Here is a 16788-nt window from a genome sequence, read left to right as displayed (position 1 = left end):
CGGCAGGCCTAATTGTTTCAAACTAAAAGCCCCGTTTTCAGTGCCAAACCTTGATAAAAGATGCCGTTTCTCGTATAATAACCGAATTATTTATGGATAACAAAACAGCTAGTAAGCTGGATCCAATTATTCAAGAAGACCTTAATCATATTATTGATTCATTAGGGAAGGTTTTTGGCGCGCTAGCTGGCCAAACTATTTTAGTTACTGGCGCTAATGGTTTTTTGGCATCCTATTTGGTAGATACTGTGTTGAGCCTCAATAGAACCTTATTGTTGGAAAAACCGGCTCGGGTTATTGCTTTAACACGAAGACCAATAGAACAAAATAATAGATTAGTTCAGCACATAGGCAATCCTAATCTGGTTTTTTTGAAGGGTGACGTTGCCCAATCTTTTGAAATTCCTACTGGCATTGATTACATTATTCATGCCGCTTCTTTAGCCTCTCCCAATGATTATTTTATTAGGCCTATTGATACTATTAACGCTAATACTTTGGGAACAAAAATCTTACTGGACTATGCGGTTAAGAATCCCCTTAAAGGTTTTCTTTTTGTAAGTAGCGCGGAAATTTATGGCAATCCCGATATTCATCACATACCAATCAAAGAAGATTATTTTGGCAATGTTAATCCTATTGGGCCTCGTTCCGTTTATCAGGAAGCGAAACGGTTTGGTGAAACCCTATGTTATACTTTTTGGAAATCTTTTGGTGTTCCGGTAAAAATTGTTCGCTGTTTTCATACCTATGGTCCCCGTATGAGTCTTAACGATGGCCGAGCCATTCCCGATTATATGAAGAAAGGCTTTAAGGGTGAGGATATAGAATTGGGAGATGGCAGAGATTTTATAAGGACATACGCTTATGTGGCCGATACCATAACCGCTTTTTGGCGGGTCTTGCTTTTGGGTCGTAGTGGCGAGGCCTATAATGTCGGATCAGAAGAAGAAGTTACTATTAAGGATATGGCTCAGTTATTTGTTAATATTTTTGATAATGCGATAAAGGTAAGGGTTATTGAAAAAAATAACTCACTCAATATTGTTGACGCACCTCAAAAGACCACGCCTGATATAAGTAAGCTTAGAAATGAATTGAAATATTCTCCCAGAATCAATTCTTTGGAGCAAGGTCTACGCCGGCTCAAAAATTGGTATGAACTATATGGTTAACGATCAAAAAAAAATATCTATTATAACGATTTGTTACAATGAAGAATCCAACATTGTACCAATGTACGAGCGACTTAAAAAAACATTAGAACAGGCAAACTGTTCTTTTGAGATAATTTATGTAGATAATAACTCCGATGATAATTCCTTATCAATCTATGAGGATTTATGTGCTAAAGACAAACGGGTGAAGGTAATTTTAATGAGTCGAAATTTTGGCTATTCACAGTCCAGTTATTTGGCCGGTTTAAAATATTGTTCTGGGGATTGTGCTATTTTGTTGGACGGTGATTTACAAGATCCACCGGAATTAATTTCTAAGTTTTTAAAAAAATGGCAAGAGGGTTTTGATGTTGTTTACGGCATTCGCCATAAACGCCAAGGCGGTATTATATGGCAGATTTTGTATAAGTTGTTTTATCGTGTTTTTAGAAAACTGGCCTATATTTCGGTGCCGGTGGATGCCAGTGATTTTGGTTTAATGGACAGAAAGGTTGTTAATGAAATTATTAAATTTGGCGAGAGAGATATATTTATTCGGGGTGTACGCCCTTATGTTGGCTTTAAACAAACTGGTATTGAGTATGAGCGAGCGCTACGCTTAAGTGGCCAAACAACCCAAAGCTTTTTTCGGGGATTGTTTAATGCCAAAAGACTCATTATTAACTTTTCCTACAAACCGTTGGAATGGATTTCCAATTTTGCTTTTTTGGTAATGGTTTTAGCTTTCGTGGCCATAATAATTTATATGGTGGCGTTCTTTTGGGGTCCTACTCCGCCTAGTGGTATACCCACACTTATTGTATTTATACTTTTTTTTAGCGGAATTCAATTACTAGCCATATCAGTTATGGGAGATTATTTGGGTAAAATTTTTGAAGAAGTGAAACATCGCCCGCGTTTTATTGCTAGAAAAATATTGAATGATGACCGAGAAATTCCATTGGTTGATGATCTATAGTATAATATTATTCATCTTTTTATTAACATGATGTCTTCTGCCCTATCTGACTATAAACAAACTTCAACTCGCGTTCGGCGTACTGTGCTGGGCATGATTCATGCCGCTAAAGCAAGCCATATTGGGTCATGTTTTTCGTGCATTGATTTATTGACGGTTCTTTATAACAAAATTGTTAATTTAGACAGCGAACTTAAAGAGGATCGTGATCGGGTCATTTTTTCCAAAGGCTGGGCGGCCGCAGCCGCTTATGCTTTTTTAGCAGAAAAAAAAATTATACCCCAAGAAGATCTAGCAACTTATTGTCAGCCAGGTAGTCCCTATATTGGCTTAGTGGAGCGTTCGGTTAGGGGTATTGAGGCTAGTACGGGCAGTATGGGCCACGGCCTGCCGATTGGACTCGGCATGGCTTTGGGAGCAAAGCGCAGTGGTCAAAAATGGAAAACTTTTGTCTTGATGTCAGATGGAGAAATGAATTGTGGTACTACTTGGGAATCGGCTCTTCTGGCCGCCCATCACCAGCTTGATAATTTAATGGTTATTGTAGACTGTAACAGCTGGCAAGCTATCGGTCGTATCAACGAAGTATTAAATTTAGAACCGTTAACTGATAAGTGGCGGTCTTTTGGTTGGGAGGTTAGAGAAGTTGATGGGCATGATTTTGAAGCCATAGAAAAAGTCCTATCTGATTCACCGCTAACAAAACCAGTAGTTATTATTGCCCGTACAGTTAAAGGTAAAGGGGTGAGTTTTATGGAGGACAAAATTATTTATCACTATAAAAATCCTTCAGATGAAGAATACAGTCTAGCTCTTGAAGAACTAGACAAGCAAAAATGACAAACACTAGACAAGCTTTTATAGAAACTTTAACCAAATTAGCCTATAAGGACGATAGAATTATTTTAATAGTTGGTGATGTTGGTTTTTCCTATATTGAAGATTTCGGTAAAGAATTTCCTAACCAGTTTCTCAATGCTGGTGTAACCGAACAATCGTTTATGGGCTTGGCGGCCGGCTTGGCTCTTTCGGGTTGGAAACCGTATGTTTATTCCATGGTGCCTTTTGTGACTATGAGGAATTTTGAGCAGTTGCGAAATGATGTTTGTTATAACAACGCCAATGTAAAAGTTTTAGGGGTGAGAGGCAATGTCCACTATAAGTTTTACGGATTCTCACACAATATCAGTCCAGACGAAGATATTAAGATTTTAAGTCATTTGCCGAACCTTAAAATTCATATTCCAGAAACTCCAGAGGAAGTTGTGGAAATAATTAGTAGTAGTTATTTGACCAATAATCCAACCTATATAAGATTATAAAAATCTTAGGGAACAAACTGATGGATCACAATTTTTCGTCTGATGCTCAAAAACTTGTGGGTAGTTCCACATTTAAAATATCGGCTAGAACTAAAGAATTAGAAAGTTTAGGTCTGGATATTATTCATTTTGAAATTGGTGACCCGGATTTTAATACCCCCAGCCATGTTATTGATACAGCCATTGATTCTTTAAGGCGGGGTGATACCCATTATGTAAATCCTAGCGGGATTTTTGAACTTCGTGAAGCAATCTGCCAAAGTACATTTGATAGTTTAGGTTGGGAGCCGGCTATAGATCAGGTGGTGGTAGCGCCAGCTAAATCGTTTATTTACTTTGTAGTTAAAGCTTTAGTTAATCCCGGCGAGGCGGTAATTGTGGCTGATCCGAGCTATTCATCTTATTTCTCCACATTTGACTTTATTGGTGTTAAAGCTAAAATAGTTCCGTTACACGAAAAAAATAGCTTTAAAATGAAGGTAGCCGACTTAGAAAAAGTTATTACTCCAGAATGTCGTTTATTAATTTTAAACTCGCCAGGAAATCCTACCGGAGCAGTTATAAGTGGTGAAGATTTGGCGGAGATATATAAGCTGTGTCAGAAAAATAATATTTATATTCTAAGTCTAAGTGACGAGATTTATTCTAAAATGGTTTACGATAAACCTCACGAATCAATTTCTATTCACGATCATTGCAAAGAAAGAACCATTATACTTAACGGTTTTTCTAAAGCTTATGCTATGACCGGCTGGAGATTAGGTTATGCTATTGCCCCTATTGAGATTGCTAAGAAGCTAGGCTTGATGGTTGAGATGGTTATATCTAATGTGCCCCCATTTATTCAGCATGCTGGAGTAGCCGCTCTTAAGGGTGATCAGACAGCCATTAGTTCTTTGTTGTTTGAACTTAAAAAACGCCGAGATATTTTGGTTGATGGTATAAATGCTATTCCCAGCATATCGTGTATTTTACCAGAGGGCGCTTTTTATGCTTTTGTTAATATTAAAGAAACAGGCATGACCAGTCTAGAGTTTTCAAAGTTAGCTCTAGATAAAGCTGGCGTGGCTGTGTTACCAGGTACAGATTTTGGCGCTAATGGTGAGGGCTATGTACGCCTGGCCTTTGTAACTTCTACAGCCAAAATTACCGAAGGTGTTAATCGTTTATCCGCATTGTTAAATAATAAGGTATAGATTTTTATGAACAGCGAACTAAAGAAAAATATTATAGACCACTACCGTAAATCTTTGGCAAGCAAAAAAAAGTTTATTCCAGGTAAAGTTCATATACCGGCTTCAGGTAAGAGTTTTGACCATAAAGAACTTTTAGCTATGACCGAAGCAGTTTTGGATGGTTGGTGGACGGAGGGACGTTTTGCTGCTGAATTTGAAAATAAACTGGCTGAGCTTATCGGTGTAAAACATTGTTTAATGACCAATTCCGGTTCTTCGGCTAATCTTTTGGCGATTTCAGCTTTAACCTCTGCTAACTTAGATGAACGTAGGTTAAAACCAGGCGATGAGGTTATCACTCTAGCTGCGGCTTTCCCAACAACGGTTAACCCTTTGATTCTTCATCAGTTGATTCCGGTTTTTATAGATATTGAATTAGGCACGAACAATATTGATGTCAAACAACTGGCCCAGCTGATTTCAAAAAAAACTAAGGCAATTTTTTTACCTCATCACTTAGGCAATCCTTTTAATGTTGATGCTGTAAAAAAAATCTGCCGACAGCATAATCTATGGTTGGTTGAAGATTGTTGTGACGCTTTGGGCGGTAAATATAGAGGTAAAATGGTAGGTAGCTTTGGTGATTTGGCTACATTTAGTTTTTACGCCGCTCACCATATAACTACCGGCGAAGGCGGGGCTGTAGTTACCAATGATCCCAAACTAGCTAGAATTACCAGATCCCTGCGTGACTGGGGGCGAGAGTATTGGTTTAAGACCGGTGAAGATAAACGTCAGGACACTGGTCTTGGTACATCTAATAAACATACCGAATTGCCAGCTGATTATGATGATAAATTTATTTTTTCCGAAGTTGGCTATAATCTTAAAACCACCGATATTCAGGCGGCTTTGGGTTTAGCGCAATTAGATAAACTAGATAAATTTGCTAAAATTCGCGCCGCAAATTTCGAAAAACTATATAAATTTTTGTCGGCTTATGATAAATTTTTGTTGTTACCTAGGATAGAAAAATTCTCTTTGCCCTCCTGGTTTGGTTTTATGATAACACTTAAGTTCGACTGTCCTTTTAGCCGCCGTGAGATGCTGGATTATTTGCATCAACACAATATTGGCACTCGGATGCTTTTTACGGGCAATATTATCAAACAACCTTATTTTCGTATCTATCAAATTAAGTTTAGACAGGGTGATTTAACCAACACAGATTATGTTTTAAATAATTCTTTCTGGGTGGGCGTGTATCAGGGTATTGATAAAATCAAGCTGGATTACATGATTGGTGTACTAGGTTCTTTTCTTAACCAGTATAAATAGTGTTTTATCGAGTCTTATCTCTGGGTTTAGCCAGAATGCACACACTCTCCGTTCCCATCATTTTTAGTAGAACTATTTTTTTTATATCAAGCGTTTCCGAGATAAGATCCGATAACACTTTAGTTGGTCTAATGTATTCTCCTCTATCCATATAGGCTAAGAATCTTCCAATCAGATTATTCTTACTTTGGGTAACTGGATCGCAAATAACTATAAATTGTGAGGCTATTTTATTAAGAGTTTTAATTAAGATTCTATTTTCTTCATCAGAAAGGTGATGAGTGGCATCAATTAATAGGGCAACATCATAAGAGCCGTCCGAAATTTTAGAGGTGTTAGCGTCAGCGCATAAAAATGTTTTATTGTCTTTGCCATACAATTTTTTTGCGGTTTCTATATATTTTTCGCTGAGGTCAATTCCCAAGTACTGAAAATCAGTGATAGTACTATATTGACCAGTGCCACAGGCTACATCAACAACAGAAAGCTGATTGGTAATGCCGAATTGTCTTATTATGGCTTGTCGTTTTCTATAAATACCAAACAAAATATCTATGATTTTTCTGAATGGTTGCCAAACGACTGGATGCTCCAGTATATCGGTTATTTTCATAGGTTATGTGTATATTATCATTTTAATTAAGAGGCAGAATATGCTCGTTTTACTTGCGACAAATTTAACTCAGTTGAGGTTATATTGTAGCCCACAACGGGATTTAAGTGAAGACTATTTTTGTAACAATTTTTCAAGGTGTAGAAGCTAGAAATATATTACGCACCGACATTTATAAAAAATTGGCTAAGACCCCTTATGTCAGGTTGGTTTTATTTGTTGATAGCGAAGCCAAGAAAGAATATTATAAGAAAGAATTTAATGGTCCAAATATTGTTTATCAAGTAATTGAGAACTATATTGCTAAAGGTTTATTACAAAAGTTATTCGGTGCTATCAAATTTAACCTAATTAACACTGCCACAATTGATATTAAAAGAAAGTTGTTATTCAACTCAGATAAAAGCTTTATTAAGTTTCTATATCGATACTTTTTTAATCGTATTTTTGCTAGAAGGTTTTTTCGTCGGATTGTACGCTGGCTGGATTGGTATCTTATTTCGGAAGATTTTTTCTCTTCTTACTTTGATAAATATAAACCCAGTCTAGTATTTTTGGCGCATCTTTTTGGTGGTGTTGAAATTGCCATGCTCCGTGAAGCTAAACATAGGGGGGTTACTACCGTAGGCCTTATTAATTCCTGGGATAAAATAACAGCTCGAGCCATGGTAAGACTTCTGCCGGATTGGTTGATGGTTCATAATGATTTAGTTAAAGATGATGCTGTAAAATACATTGATATTCCAGAAAGACAAATAATTGCAGTAGGTGTGCCCCATTTTGATTATTATTTTAAAGAAAAAAGAACACCAGCCGATCAGTTTTATGAAAAATTAGGTTTAAGTCGAGATAAAAAAAATATTCTCTATTTACCAGTAGGCCGAACAGCTAGTGATGACGATTGGGATATGTTAGAGTTTTTTGATGAAATAATATCTAGCGGACGCTTGAATTTTCCTTGTCAAGTGATTGTTAGATTTCCTCCCAATGATGAAGTGGTGGTTAAAAAGAGTTATAAAAATAAGTTTATATTCCAAATTCCCGGTAAGAGATTTTCCAGTAAAAGGGGTATGGATTGGGATATGAATTTTGCCGATTTTAGGAGTTTGGCTGATACTCTTTATTATTCGGATGTGGTAGTGGGTTATCCTTCAACTATGATGATTGACGCAGCTATTTTTGATAAGCCTATAATTAATATAAAATTTGAACGAAAGATCCATCCCATGAATTTTGTTTTATGGGCTTATAAAGTAGCTCACTATCAATTTATTTTAAAAACTGGGGGGGTTCGTTTAGCCAATAACGAAAACGAGTTAGTAAAATGGTTGAATAACTATTTAGATGATCCCAGATTAGATAATGAAGGTAGGAGGAAATTAGTTAGTTCACAATGTTTAAGTGTTGATGGCCAAGCCGGCAGACGAGTAGCTGATTTTTTAATAAAACGGCTTAGCTAAAATAAATATGTTTAAAATACAAATTTTAAGAAAGTTTAGCACAAAGGTTCTTCAAGATATCAACCAACTTCTGCCACAGTTGGCGCTTTCAAGCGTGCCTCCCAAACTTCTTACGCCCGCTAGACTCAAGCGTTTACTGAAACAAAATAATGTTTATCTTGTTACGGTTGTTGATTCTAGCCAAAAGTTATCCAGAATTATTGCTATGGCCACTGTGTATTTAGTTTATATTCCTACGGGGGCTATTTCAGTTATTGAAGATGTTGTAGTCGATATGGCCTATCGTGGCAAAGGTTTGGGACGCAAATTGACCGAGAAATTAATAGAGATTGCCATGGCGAAAAAGGCCAAACACATCAGTGTTCGGACTAACCCAGTTAGAATAGAGTCCAATGCTATGTATATAAGTATGGGCTTTATAAAGAAGGAAACCAATTTTTACAGAATAAATTTACCATGGAAATAGGTATAGATATTGAAGAAGTTGGCCGCTTTAGAAAATTGCCGTATAAAAGCAATCAGTCTTTTTATAAAAAGATTTTTACTTTTGCTGAAATAAATTATTGTTTGTCTAAAGTCGATCCCTACCCCCATTTTGCTGTGCGTTTTGCAGTTAAGGAAGCTATTATTAAAGCAGTCGGCTTAAGATTAAAAGATTTGATCGACATAGGAATTACTAGCAGCCAAGACGGTGTTCCCAGCGCAAAAGTTAAAGGTCAAAAAGGCAAGTTTTTAATATCTTTGTCGCACACTAAAAAACATGCGATAGCTATGGCATTATGGTTAAATTAGTCCAAGAATATTTTTCCGAATCTGCTAAAAAATATCCTAACAAAATCACTGTTAACTTTGGTGATGTTAATTCGACTTTTTCCGAATTAGAAAAATCCAGTAATCAATTAGCTCGCGCCTTAAAAATAAAAAAAATAGAAAGAAATGATAGAGTGGCTTTCTGTCTGCATAAATCTACTAAGTCAATTCAGGTTATTTTGGGCATTCTTAAATCGGATGCGGTTTATGTGCCATTAGACGCACATTCGCCTAAAGATCGTTTGAGGCAGGTGGTGGCCGATGCTGAACCCAAAATTATAATCTGTGATTCTGATACTGCGAGCTTGGTTGTGGGTCTGGGTAGCATTCTTAATTTGGACGCTGAAGCTAGTTTTATTACCTCTCAATCAGAATCAGAATTGGATTATCAGAATAACTCCGGTGATCTAGCGTATATTCTTTATACTTCTGGTTCTACAGGCAAACCTAAAGGTGTGATGATAACTCATGCCAATATTATAAACGCCACAGATTGGGCGGTGGCAGAGTTGGATATTAAACCAGAAGACAAGATGTCCCAGCATCCGCCTTTGCATTTTGATCTTTCTACTTTTGATCTATACTGTGCTTTCAAGTCGGGTGCTACGTTATGTTTAGTTCCAGAAGAACTGTCTCTTTTCCCCGGCCAGTTGTTAAAATTTATAGAAGAAAACAAACTTACTATTTGGGATTCAGTGCCGTCGGTGATGGTTTATATGTTTACAGCTGGTGTGATTAAAGTTGGACGTATGCCCTCCATTAAAAAAATATTTTTTAATGGAGAAGGGTTTCCCACCAAATTTTTGGCTAGTTGGATGAACACTTTTCCAGATAAAGAATTTGTAAATATGTATGGACCAACCGAAACAACTGTCCAGTGTACGTTCTATAGAATACAGCAACCACCGATAGACTTTTCTAAATTAGTACCGATAGGCAAGGCGCAAAGAGGTGTAGAGGTGTTTGCAGTAAAAGATGATGGCACCATTGCAAAAGCAGGGGAAGAAGGAGAATTATATGTTGGTGGCTTGGGGGTTGGTTTGGGTTACTGGAATAATCCAGAAAAGACTAAAACTTCTTTTTTAAATTTTACTGGCAAGGGTCGAGTTTATAAAACTGGCGATTTAGTTAGATTACTTAACGATGGTAATTATGAATTTATTGGGCGCAAAGATTTTCAGGTAAAAGTTATGGGGCATCGTATTGAGCTTGGTGATATAGAATCAGCTTTGTATTCTTTACCGTATGTGCAAGATGCAGGTGTAGTAGCTGTTAGCGTGATTGAGACTGGAGGAACAAAAATAGTTGCTTACGTTAGTATCAAAGAGCCAAAATCAGTTAGCGAAATTAAAATCGATCTAGCCCGTATATTGCCAGATTATATGATTCCCCACACAATAGAATTAAGATCTTCTTTGCCTCGCACTAGCACTGGTAAAATAGATCGCCCTAAATTAAAAGATGAATATCAAAGAAACAATTAAAGTATTTTTAGAAAAAGAAACTCAAAAGAAGGTTGAAGACGATAACACTGATTTAATCAAAAATGGTTTATTGGATTCTTTTAATATGATTCGACTGATTAGTTTTATTGAAACAGAATTGGGTATCAGGGTTAACATGGAAGAAATTGGTTCCGATAACTTTAATTCAGTAGAAAATATAGCATCTACAATTCAAAAATGGAAATAAGACTACTTAAAAAAAGAGATTGGCCTATTATAGAGTCTTTCAATAAAGAACAGTATCGCCATGGTCATATTTTAGTTAACAAAGAGTATTATGATTGGCAGTTTGATAATATTTTTAATACAAGTAAAGAAAATTATACTTCTTTGGGTCTTTTTAATAAAGACAGGGAATTAGTTGGTACAGTTGGTTTATTTTTGGCAGATTGTAATTTTTTTGGAAAATCAATTAAGTGTAACTGGATTGCTAATTTAATTGTTAAAGAAAATTTACGATCTTTAGGTTACGGAGTTTTACTTTTAAAAGAAGCAGAGAAGGGTTTCGATCTTTTGGTGGATCATAATGTGAATGCTTTGGCCCAGCCATTGTTTGAAAAGATGGGTTATAAGGTTGGTAATGTTAAAAGATATGTTTGTATTTTAAACTCTGGGGCAATGGAAGTGCTGACAGATCAAAAAAATTTGAATTTTAAAGTTTATGAAAACCATCATGCCTCAAATCCTTTATCCTTAAAGTTTAAAGTGGTGACCCGCTGTGGTAAAGAATTTGATAGTTTTTGGGCAGAGATTAAGTCAAAATATCCTATTTCTATTGATCGCTCTAGCCAGTATCTAAACTGGCGTTATGCCGATAATCCTTTAGTTAAGTATGATATTCTTACCATATCCGAAGGGGACAAAATGATGGGTTTTGTTGTTTTAAGAATAGAGGAGGTAACAAGCGGTATTGAGAAAAAAACTACTGGAATAAAGATTGGAAGAATAGTAGATATGGTGGTCAACAAAGAAGTTGAGAGTCAATTGCTGTTAAAGACAGTAGAGTTTTGCCGAGGCAAAAATTTGGATCTGGTAGATTTCTTCTTTACAGGAAATTTTTTATTGTCAACCTTAGAAGAAGCAGGTTTTGCTAGTTCTGATATCCAACCGTACTCGTTTATCCCAACATTGTTGAATCCTATAAACAGAACAAAAAGAACAAAGAACAATTTCGCTTTTAAGCTTATTAATCAAAATTATTTTAACAAAGATATAGGGAATTTAGATAATTGGTACACCACCAAAGGCTGTGGTGATCAAGATAGGCCTTATTAAACTATGCAGTTTAGTGAATTACAACTTGAGGTTTCAAATTTGATGGCTAAAAGCGGTGGTTCGGTGGCAGATTATTTGTCTTTAGCCGAAGAATTACCTAGTTATGCCGACAAGCAACCACATTATTTTAGAAAAATAAGAGTGGCTTTTTTAAGTAACTTTACTTTGCAGGCTTTGCCGGAAGTTCTTAAGGTTCAAGCAGTTTTTTATAATATTTGGGCAGATACTTATCTTGGAGGATATGATCAATATGCACAAGATATTTTAAACTTGGAAAGTGAATTATATAAATTTAAACCAGACTTGGTTTATTTTTTAATAGATGAAATTGGTATAGATAAAAATCAAATAAAAGAATTAGCTAATAAACTATCCGATGGCGGTTTTAAGACTAAGCTTATTTGGGGCAGCACTGTTAAGGAAAAATTTAAAGATCATTGGTATACAAAATATAAAGAATTAGGCGATTTAAGGCTGGCGCCTCAAGCGTTCCCAAGTTTTTCAAACAAAGAACTTATTGCAGAAGTAATTGCCATAAGCGGATCAACAAAAAAATGCCTAGTCGTTGATTTAGATAATACTTTGTGGAACGGCATCGTAGGTGAAAGCGATCATAAAGAAATAAAACCCGAACAAGATCTGCAAAAATATATTTTAGAACTTTATAACAAGGGTATTATTTTGGCCATAAATAGTAGAAATAATTATGACGATTCTTTATCTGTAATAAATGAACATCCGGATATGGTTCTTCGGGCTAACAATTTTATCGCAATGAAAATCAACTGGGAAGATAAAGCTAAAAATATGATAGAGTTGGCTTCGGAATTAAATATTAGTTTAGATAGTTTTGTTTTTATTGATGATGATTCTTTCCAAAGAGAAAGTATTAAAAACAGGTTTCCAGAAGTTGCAGTTTTGACTCCAGAGAGCTTAAAAGGCTATCAAGGTTTCAGTTCTTCGGCTTTGACCGAAGAAGATAAAAATCGTGGGAAAATGTATGCGGAAGAAAATAAAAGAAAAAAATTACAATCTTCTTTGGGTGGTGTAGAAGATTTTCTCAAACAGCTAGATTTAAAAATTGAGATAGCTCCAATCAACTCTAATAGTTTAGCTCGAGTGTCCCAACTTACCCAAAAAACCAATCAGTTTAATTTAACAACTCGGCGCTATTCAGAAAAAGAAATTGGAGATTTTGTGGCCGATGGTTGGAAGGTGTGGACCGTACAAGTTAAAGATAAATTTGGAGATTATGGTATTGTGGGTGTTTGTATGATTGAACCTAAAGACAGTATTTGGTATATAGATAATTTTTTATTGAGTTGCAGAATTTTGGGTAGAGAGATAGAAAAAGTTTTTCTTGGTCATGTTTTAGCTCAAGCTAAAACATGCGGAGCCGCATCTGTTTTAGGCGAGTTTATACCGACTGCCAAAAACCAACCCTGTCAAAATTTCTATCCTAACAACGGCTTTAACTTAACAAGGGAAAATGATAATGTAACATCCTATAAGCATAGTTTGGCTCAAGCTTATAAAGTTCCAGATTTTATAAAGATTAGCTATGAAAACTGTTGAAGAAATTTTAGAAAAAGTTTTAAAAATTAGTGCTAAAACCATATCTGACTCAACCAAACCAGAGGATATCGAAAGTTGGGATTCATTTAATGGGTTGGTGCTGGTAACGGAATTGGAAAAAAACTTCAATGTAGAATTTAGTTTGGACGAAATTGTTTCTGTAAAAAAAGTCGGCGACATAAAAAAAATACTTAAACGCCATGGGGTCAATATCCACAAAAATAATTCCCAATAAATTAAGTTTTAAATTATTTGAAACATCGCGGATCAGTAATAAATAAGGTTTTTGAGGAAAGTCATGTATTATACTGCCGAATCTGAATTGAAAAGTAACTCGTTTATCATTAATAAGGGTGATTGATAACAAATTTATTGTAGTGTTAATTGTTTTGGCTTTGGTGGTGGGTGCTCTGAACATCTTACCGCCTGTTTTAATTTGGCATAATCTTGCTCAAAAAGGCACTGATTTTTTATTAGCCCAGCAAAGCGGCTACCGTGATGAATTTTTCCAATACTTGCCCCGCGCTCGCGAGGTTTTTGATGGCCACTGGCCTCCTCGCAATGTTTTTTCTGGAGAGAATGGATTATCTCCATTAAACCCCTTGCCGTCGGCCATGTTTTCCCCCTTTTTATTTTTATTTAATGGCAATCTTAACTGGGCCTATATCAGTGCCCAGTTTGTGTTTGCTATCATAATTTTTTTGCTGTTTTTTTGGTTGGGTTGGCTTATGATTCGTTCCAAGTTGTGGGCTATATTTTTTGCGTTAACAGGTGTTTTAACTCAAATTCCCCAACTGATATTTAGATATTATGATCGTGATTTTTTGGGCATCACTTTAAAAAAATTTATTCCCATTGTTAGAACCCCTATTGATAAAATGTATTTTGCCCGCATAGACGATCCTATGTTAACTTATCCCGTCTTGTTAGCGGCCATAATATCATTTTATTATTTTTGGGTCAGACCCAAAAAAGTTACCGCCCTTGTCGCTGGTGTTTTTGCTGGTTTGCTGGCTTATACTTATTTGCACTATTGGCTTTTTTGGGCGATATTTCTGGGTGTGTGTTTTTTATGGACTTTATTTTCAAGAAAGTCGGGCAAACCCAGATTAAAAAATTATTTGATCCTGTTATCAACGTTCTTTTTGATCCTAATCCCATATGTAATTAATTACTTTAATTTCTCGCAGATCAACTATAGTGCTGATTACATTTTTCGTTTGGGTAAGGAAGCTGGTCGGTTATTAACATTTGACTATATTAGTTCCTCTTGGGGCTGGACGCTAATTCTCAATCATATAATTTATTTGGTAATCTTGACCGGAGTTTATTTCTTTTACTTTAAGAAAAAGATCAATCCAGCCAAGGGGTGTGTTTTTATATGTCTAGTAGTCACAATGTTTCTGGTTTGGTATACGCCTACGCTTTTTGGCTTCGGTTTTGCACTGGCTCATTTCAATAAACCTATCGGTTTGATTATTTATATTATTTTATTTAATCTTGTTCATGATTTTTTTAAAAACTATAGCCAAGAAAAATCTAAACAAATAAAAGTAGCAATCGATATTGTGTTGGTGGTACTGATGGCATTATTGATAAGCAAGCACACAATTAATGTTTTTATTTTGAAAAATCCTCCCCTAGAGCTTTCCAGAAGGTATGATTTCCCTCAAGATATTGTTTCTTCATGGCGTTGGATCAATAAGGGTGTTGAAGGTGAACCCCGTGTAGTGTCGTCATCGTTGATTACTTCTTTATATCTGGCATCTTATACTTCGGCTCGTCCATATTTGGCCTCCGGTTTTTTGTCGCCCTTAACTGATTCCGAAATTGAAGATAGATTTTTGACTAGCAATAAGTTATTTCAAGTTTCTAATGAAGTTTTAGCTCGTCGGTTGGATGTTTATTTTAAAATTGATTGTTCTAACAAGTTGTGTCCTAAAGACAGTCAGATAAATTTTGAAAAAACTCCATGGTACCTTCTGTCGGCTGGATATGGTATTAGTGATTTTTATAAGAATCCGCAGGAGGTGTTAAAACAATATGAGAATATATTGCCCAGTTGGTATGAAACTAACTCGGATTACGTGTATTATGGTCCATGGGAGAAACAGTTTGGCCAAGTTGATTTCTCCTATGATCGAAATTTGAAGTTGGTTTATCACAACCCTTTAGTCAAGATTTATCGCGTTATCAAATAGATGGTTACTCATTTTGCCTTTATTGAGTTTAATTACTATGAAGAATACGGTGTTTCTGGCTGTGCCTAATTATGTTTTTGCTACTGATCTTTTGCGGACAAGATATATTGAATATCTTGCATCTAAGTATAGGGTTATAGTTTTAACTCCTTTTTTGGGTCAGAATAAGGCGGATCAATATTATCAATCCGCCGATACTGTCTATGTTCAGAGGCAGTTGGAGAATCCAAAATTTTGGAGTGTGTTTAAATTTTTAAGGATATGTTGGGTAAATGAATTTGATTATTTAGCTTCCGCTCAGCATTTTTATAAGCGGCCAAATTATAAAAATAATTGGAAGAGACGTTTGTTTAGAACTATAGGTTTACCTTTTTCAAGGTTTCTTACCGTGAATTTTTTTACGGCTATAGAAGCTATGGTTTTGCCGAATTCAGTTTTTTTTCGGTCGCTGATAAAACAATATCGACCGAAGTTGGTTATTACGGCTACTCCGGGTTTTGATCCTTGGGAGGCAGAGATAATTCTTTTGTCAAAACGCCTGGGTTTATCCACTGTGGCGGTTAATTTTAGTTGGGATAATTTAACCATGAATTCTAAACATATTCGTAAAGCTGATTTCTTGATCCCTTGGAATGGAATTATGAAACATGAAGCGGAGACAATCCATAATTATCCAGAGAATCAAGTTTTTGTTTCAGGCACACCGCGTTTTGACCCATATTTTAAAAAAGAAGAATCTGAACCAACTCGGGCCGACTTTATAAAATCGAAAGGGTTGGATCCAAAATATCCTACAGTTTTATATACTACCGTAACAAAGGCCTATCCTTTCCAGAAAAAATATATCTATGATTTAATTGAGCTTCGAAAGAAAAAAGTTATTCCCTATGTTAATATTTTTGTTCGGCTTCATCCATTAGATCTGCCAGGCAATTACACCGAATTTACGGGGTTGCCGAATTTTTACATTGAAATGGCTGGTCGAGAGGTGGTACCTGGACGAGTAGAAATGAATTATCAAGATCTTTTAAATTTAAAATATTCACTTAAGTACACTGATCTAAATATTAATTATGCTTCAACTATCTCTATTGAAGCCTGTATTTTTGATAAGCCAATTATTAACATTGGTTACTTAGGTGTTTATGCTCTGGCCTACGACTTCGATCATTATCGGCCAATTTATCAAAGTGGTGCGATTCGATTGGTTAAAATAGATGATGATTTGCCAAAACTAATCAGCTTATATTTAGAAAGTCCAAAATTAGATAGCGGCCACCGGAAGAAAATCGTTGATCGGTATGTTGAGTTTATTGACGGATTATCCTACAAAAGAAGTGTGGATTTACTAGAAAGATGTTTTTTATCGCAAAAATAA

The 16788-nt window shown here is 35.7% G+C and carries 17 protein-coding genes; 16 read left to right on the top strand and 1 reads right to left on the bottom strand.

Features of this window, described 5'->3' with window-relative positions; genetic code table 11:
* Window positions 1–92: 92 nt before the first annotated feature.
* From Q8Q95_01840 to rfbH, 6 genes are read left to right on the top strand one after another with little or no spacing between them, the layout of a single operon-like run.
* Window positions 93–1175, top strand: coding sequence for an NAD-dependent epimerase/dehydratase family protein (locus tag Q8Q95_01840; protein MDP3764341.1), 1083 nt, complete (start codon window positions 93–95; stop codon window positions 1173–1175).
* Window positions 1159–2136 (top strand): glycosyltransferase family 2 protein, encoded by a 978-nt coding sequence (locus Q8Q95_01835; protein MDP3764340.1) that lies wholly within the window; start codon window positions 1159–1161, stop codon window positions 2134–2136. The genes Q8Q95_01840 and Q8Q95_01835 overlap by 17 nt, the downstream gene beginning before the upstream one ends.
* A 27-nt stretch (window positions 2137–2163) precedes the next feature.
* Window positions 2164–2976, top strand: coding sequence for a transketolase (locus tag Q8Q95_01830; protein MDP3764339.1), 813 nt, complete (start codon window positions 2164–2166; stop codon window positions 2974–2976).
* On the top strand, window positions 2973–3458 hold the full coding sequence (locus Q8Q95_01825; protein ID MDP3764338.1) for a hypothetical protein: 486 nt from the start codon (window positions 2973–2975) through the stop codon (window positions 3456–3458). Before Q8Q95_01830 ends, Q8Q95_01825 begins: the two co-directional genes overlap by 4 nt.
* A gap of 20 nt (window positions 3459–3478) precedes the next feature.
* Window positions 3479–4654, top strand: coding sequence for a pyridoxal phosphate-dependent aminotransferase (locus Q8Q95_01820; GenBank protein ID MDP3764337.1), 1176 nt, complete (start codon window positions 3479–3481; stop codon window positions 4652–4654).
* Between the two features lie 6 nt (window positions 4655–4660).
* Window positions 4661–5971 (top strand): lipopolysaccharide biosynthesis protein RfbH, encoded by a 1311-nt coding sequence (gene rfbH / locus Q8Q95_01815; GenBank protein MDP3764336.1) that lies wholly within the window; start codon window positions 4661–4663, stop codon window positions 5969–5971.
* A 4-nt stretch (window positions 5972–5975) separates the two neighbouring features.
* Here rfbH and Q8Q95_01810 read toward each other — a convergent pair whose 3' ends face one another.
* Entirely contained in the window at window positions 5976–6584 is a 609-nt protein-coding gene (locus Q8Q95_01810) for a class I SAM-dependent methyltransferase (GenBank protein ID MDP3764335.1), read from the bottom strand.
* Between the two features lie 107 nt (window positions 6585–6691).
* On the opposite strand from Q8Q95_01810, the gene Q8Q95_01805 reads away from it, so the two are divergent.
* The 10 genes from Q8Q95_01805 (at window position 6692) to Q8Q95_01760 (ending at window position 16788) form a co-directional block, all read left to right on the top strand.
* Window positions 6692–8044: a CDP-glycerol glycerophosphotransferase family protein gene (locus Q8Q95_01805; protein MDP3764334.1), complete on the top strand. Its 1353-nt coding sequence runs from the start codon at window positions 6692–6694 to the stop codon at window positions 8042–8044.
* A gap of 7 nt (window positions 8045–8051) precedes the next feature.
* Window positions 8052–8510, top strand: a complete 459-nt coding sequence (locus Q8Q95_01800) for a GNAT family N-acetyltransferase (protein MDP3764333.1) — start codon at window positions 8052–8054, stop codon at window positions 8508–8510.
* Window positions 8501–8836 carry a 4'-phosphopantetheinyl transferase superfamily protein gene (locus Q8Q95_01795; protein MDP3764332.1) on the top strand — a complete coding sequence of 112 codons (336 nt, stop codon included), beginning with the start codon at window positions 8501–8503 and terminating at the stop codon, window positions 8834–8836. Before Q8Q95_01800 ends, Q8Q95_01795 begins: the two co-directional genes overlap by 10 nt.
* Window positions 8824–10338: an amino acid adenylation domain-containing protein gene (locus Q8Q95_01790; protein ID MDP3764331.1), complete on the top strand. Its 1515-nt coding sequence runs from the start codon at window positions 8824–8826 to the stop codon at window positions 10336–10338. Before Q8Q95_01795 ends, Q8Q95_01790 begins: the two co-directional genes overlap by 13 nt.
* Entirely contained in the window at window positions 10316–10546 is a 231-nt protein-coding gene (locus tag Q8Q95_01785; protein MDP3764330.1) for an acyl carrier protein, read from the top strand. The genes Q8Q95_01790 and Q8Q95_01785 overlap by 23 nt, the downstream gene beginning before the upstream one ends.
* Window positions 10537–11634, top strand: coding sequence for a GNAT family N-acetyltransferase (locus Q8Q95_01780; protein MDP3764329.1), 1098 nt, complete (start codon window positions 10537–10539; stop codon window positions 11632–11634). Before Q8Q95_01785 ends, Q8Q95_01780 begins: the two co-directional genes overlap by 10 nt.
* A 3-nt stretch (window positions 11635–11637) precedes the next feature.
* Window positions 11638–13209: an HAD-IIIC family phosphatase gene (locus Q8Q95_01775; GenBank protein MDP3764328.1), complete on the top strand. Its 1572-nt coding sequence runs from the start codon at window positions 11638–11640 to the stop codon at window positions 13207–13209.
* Window positions 13196–13444 (top strand): acyl carrier protein, encoded by a 249-nt coding sequence (locus Q8Q95_01770; protein MDP3764327.1) that lies wholly within the window; start codon window positions 13196–13198, stop codon window positions 13442–13444. The genes Q8Q95_01775 and Q8Q95_01770 overlap by 14 nt, the downstream gene beginning before the upstream one ends.
* A 118-nt stretch (window positions 13445–13562) precedes the next feature.
* Complete coding sequence (locus Q8Q95_01765; protein ID MDP3764326.1) at window positions 13563–15410, top strand: hypothetical protein; 1848 nt, start codon at window positions 13563–13565, stop codon at window positions 15408–15410.
* A 37-nt stretch (window positions 15411–15447) separates the two neighbouring features.
* Window positions 15448–16788 (top strand): CDP-glycerol glycerophosphotransferase family protein, encoded by a 1341-nt coding sequence (locus Q8Q95_01760; protein MDP3764325.1) that lies wholly within the window; start codon window positions 15448–15450, stop codon window positions 16786–16788.

It is taken from the genome of bacterium (genome assembly GCA_030697795.1).
Taxonomy (GTDB): Bacteria; Patescibacteriota; Minisyncoccia; order JACQLN01; family JACQLN01; genus JACQLN01.
The sequence above is the reverse complement of the archived record's forward strand: the minus strand, read 5'-3'. Positions and strand labels throughout refer to the sequence as shown.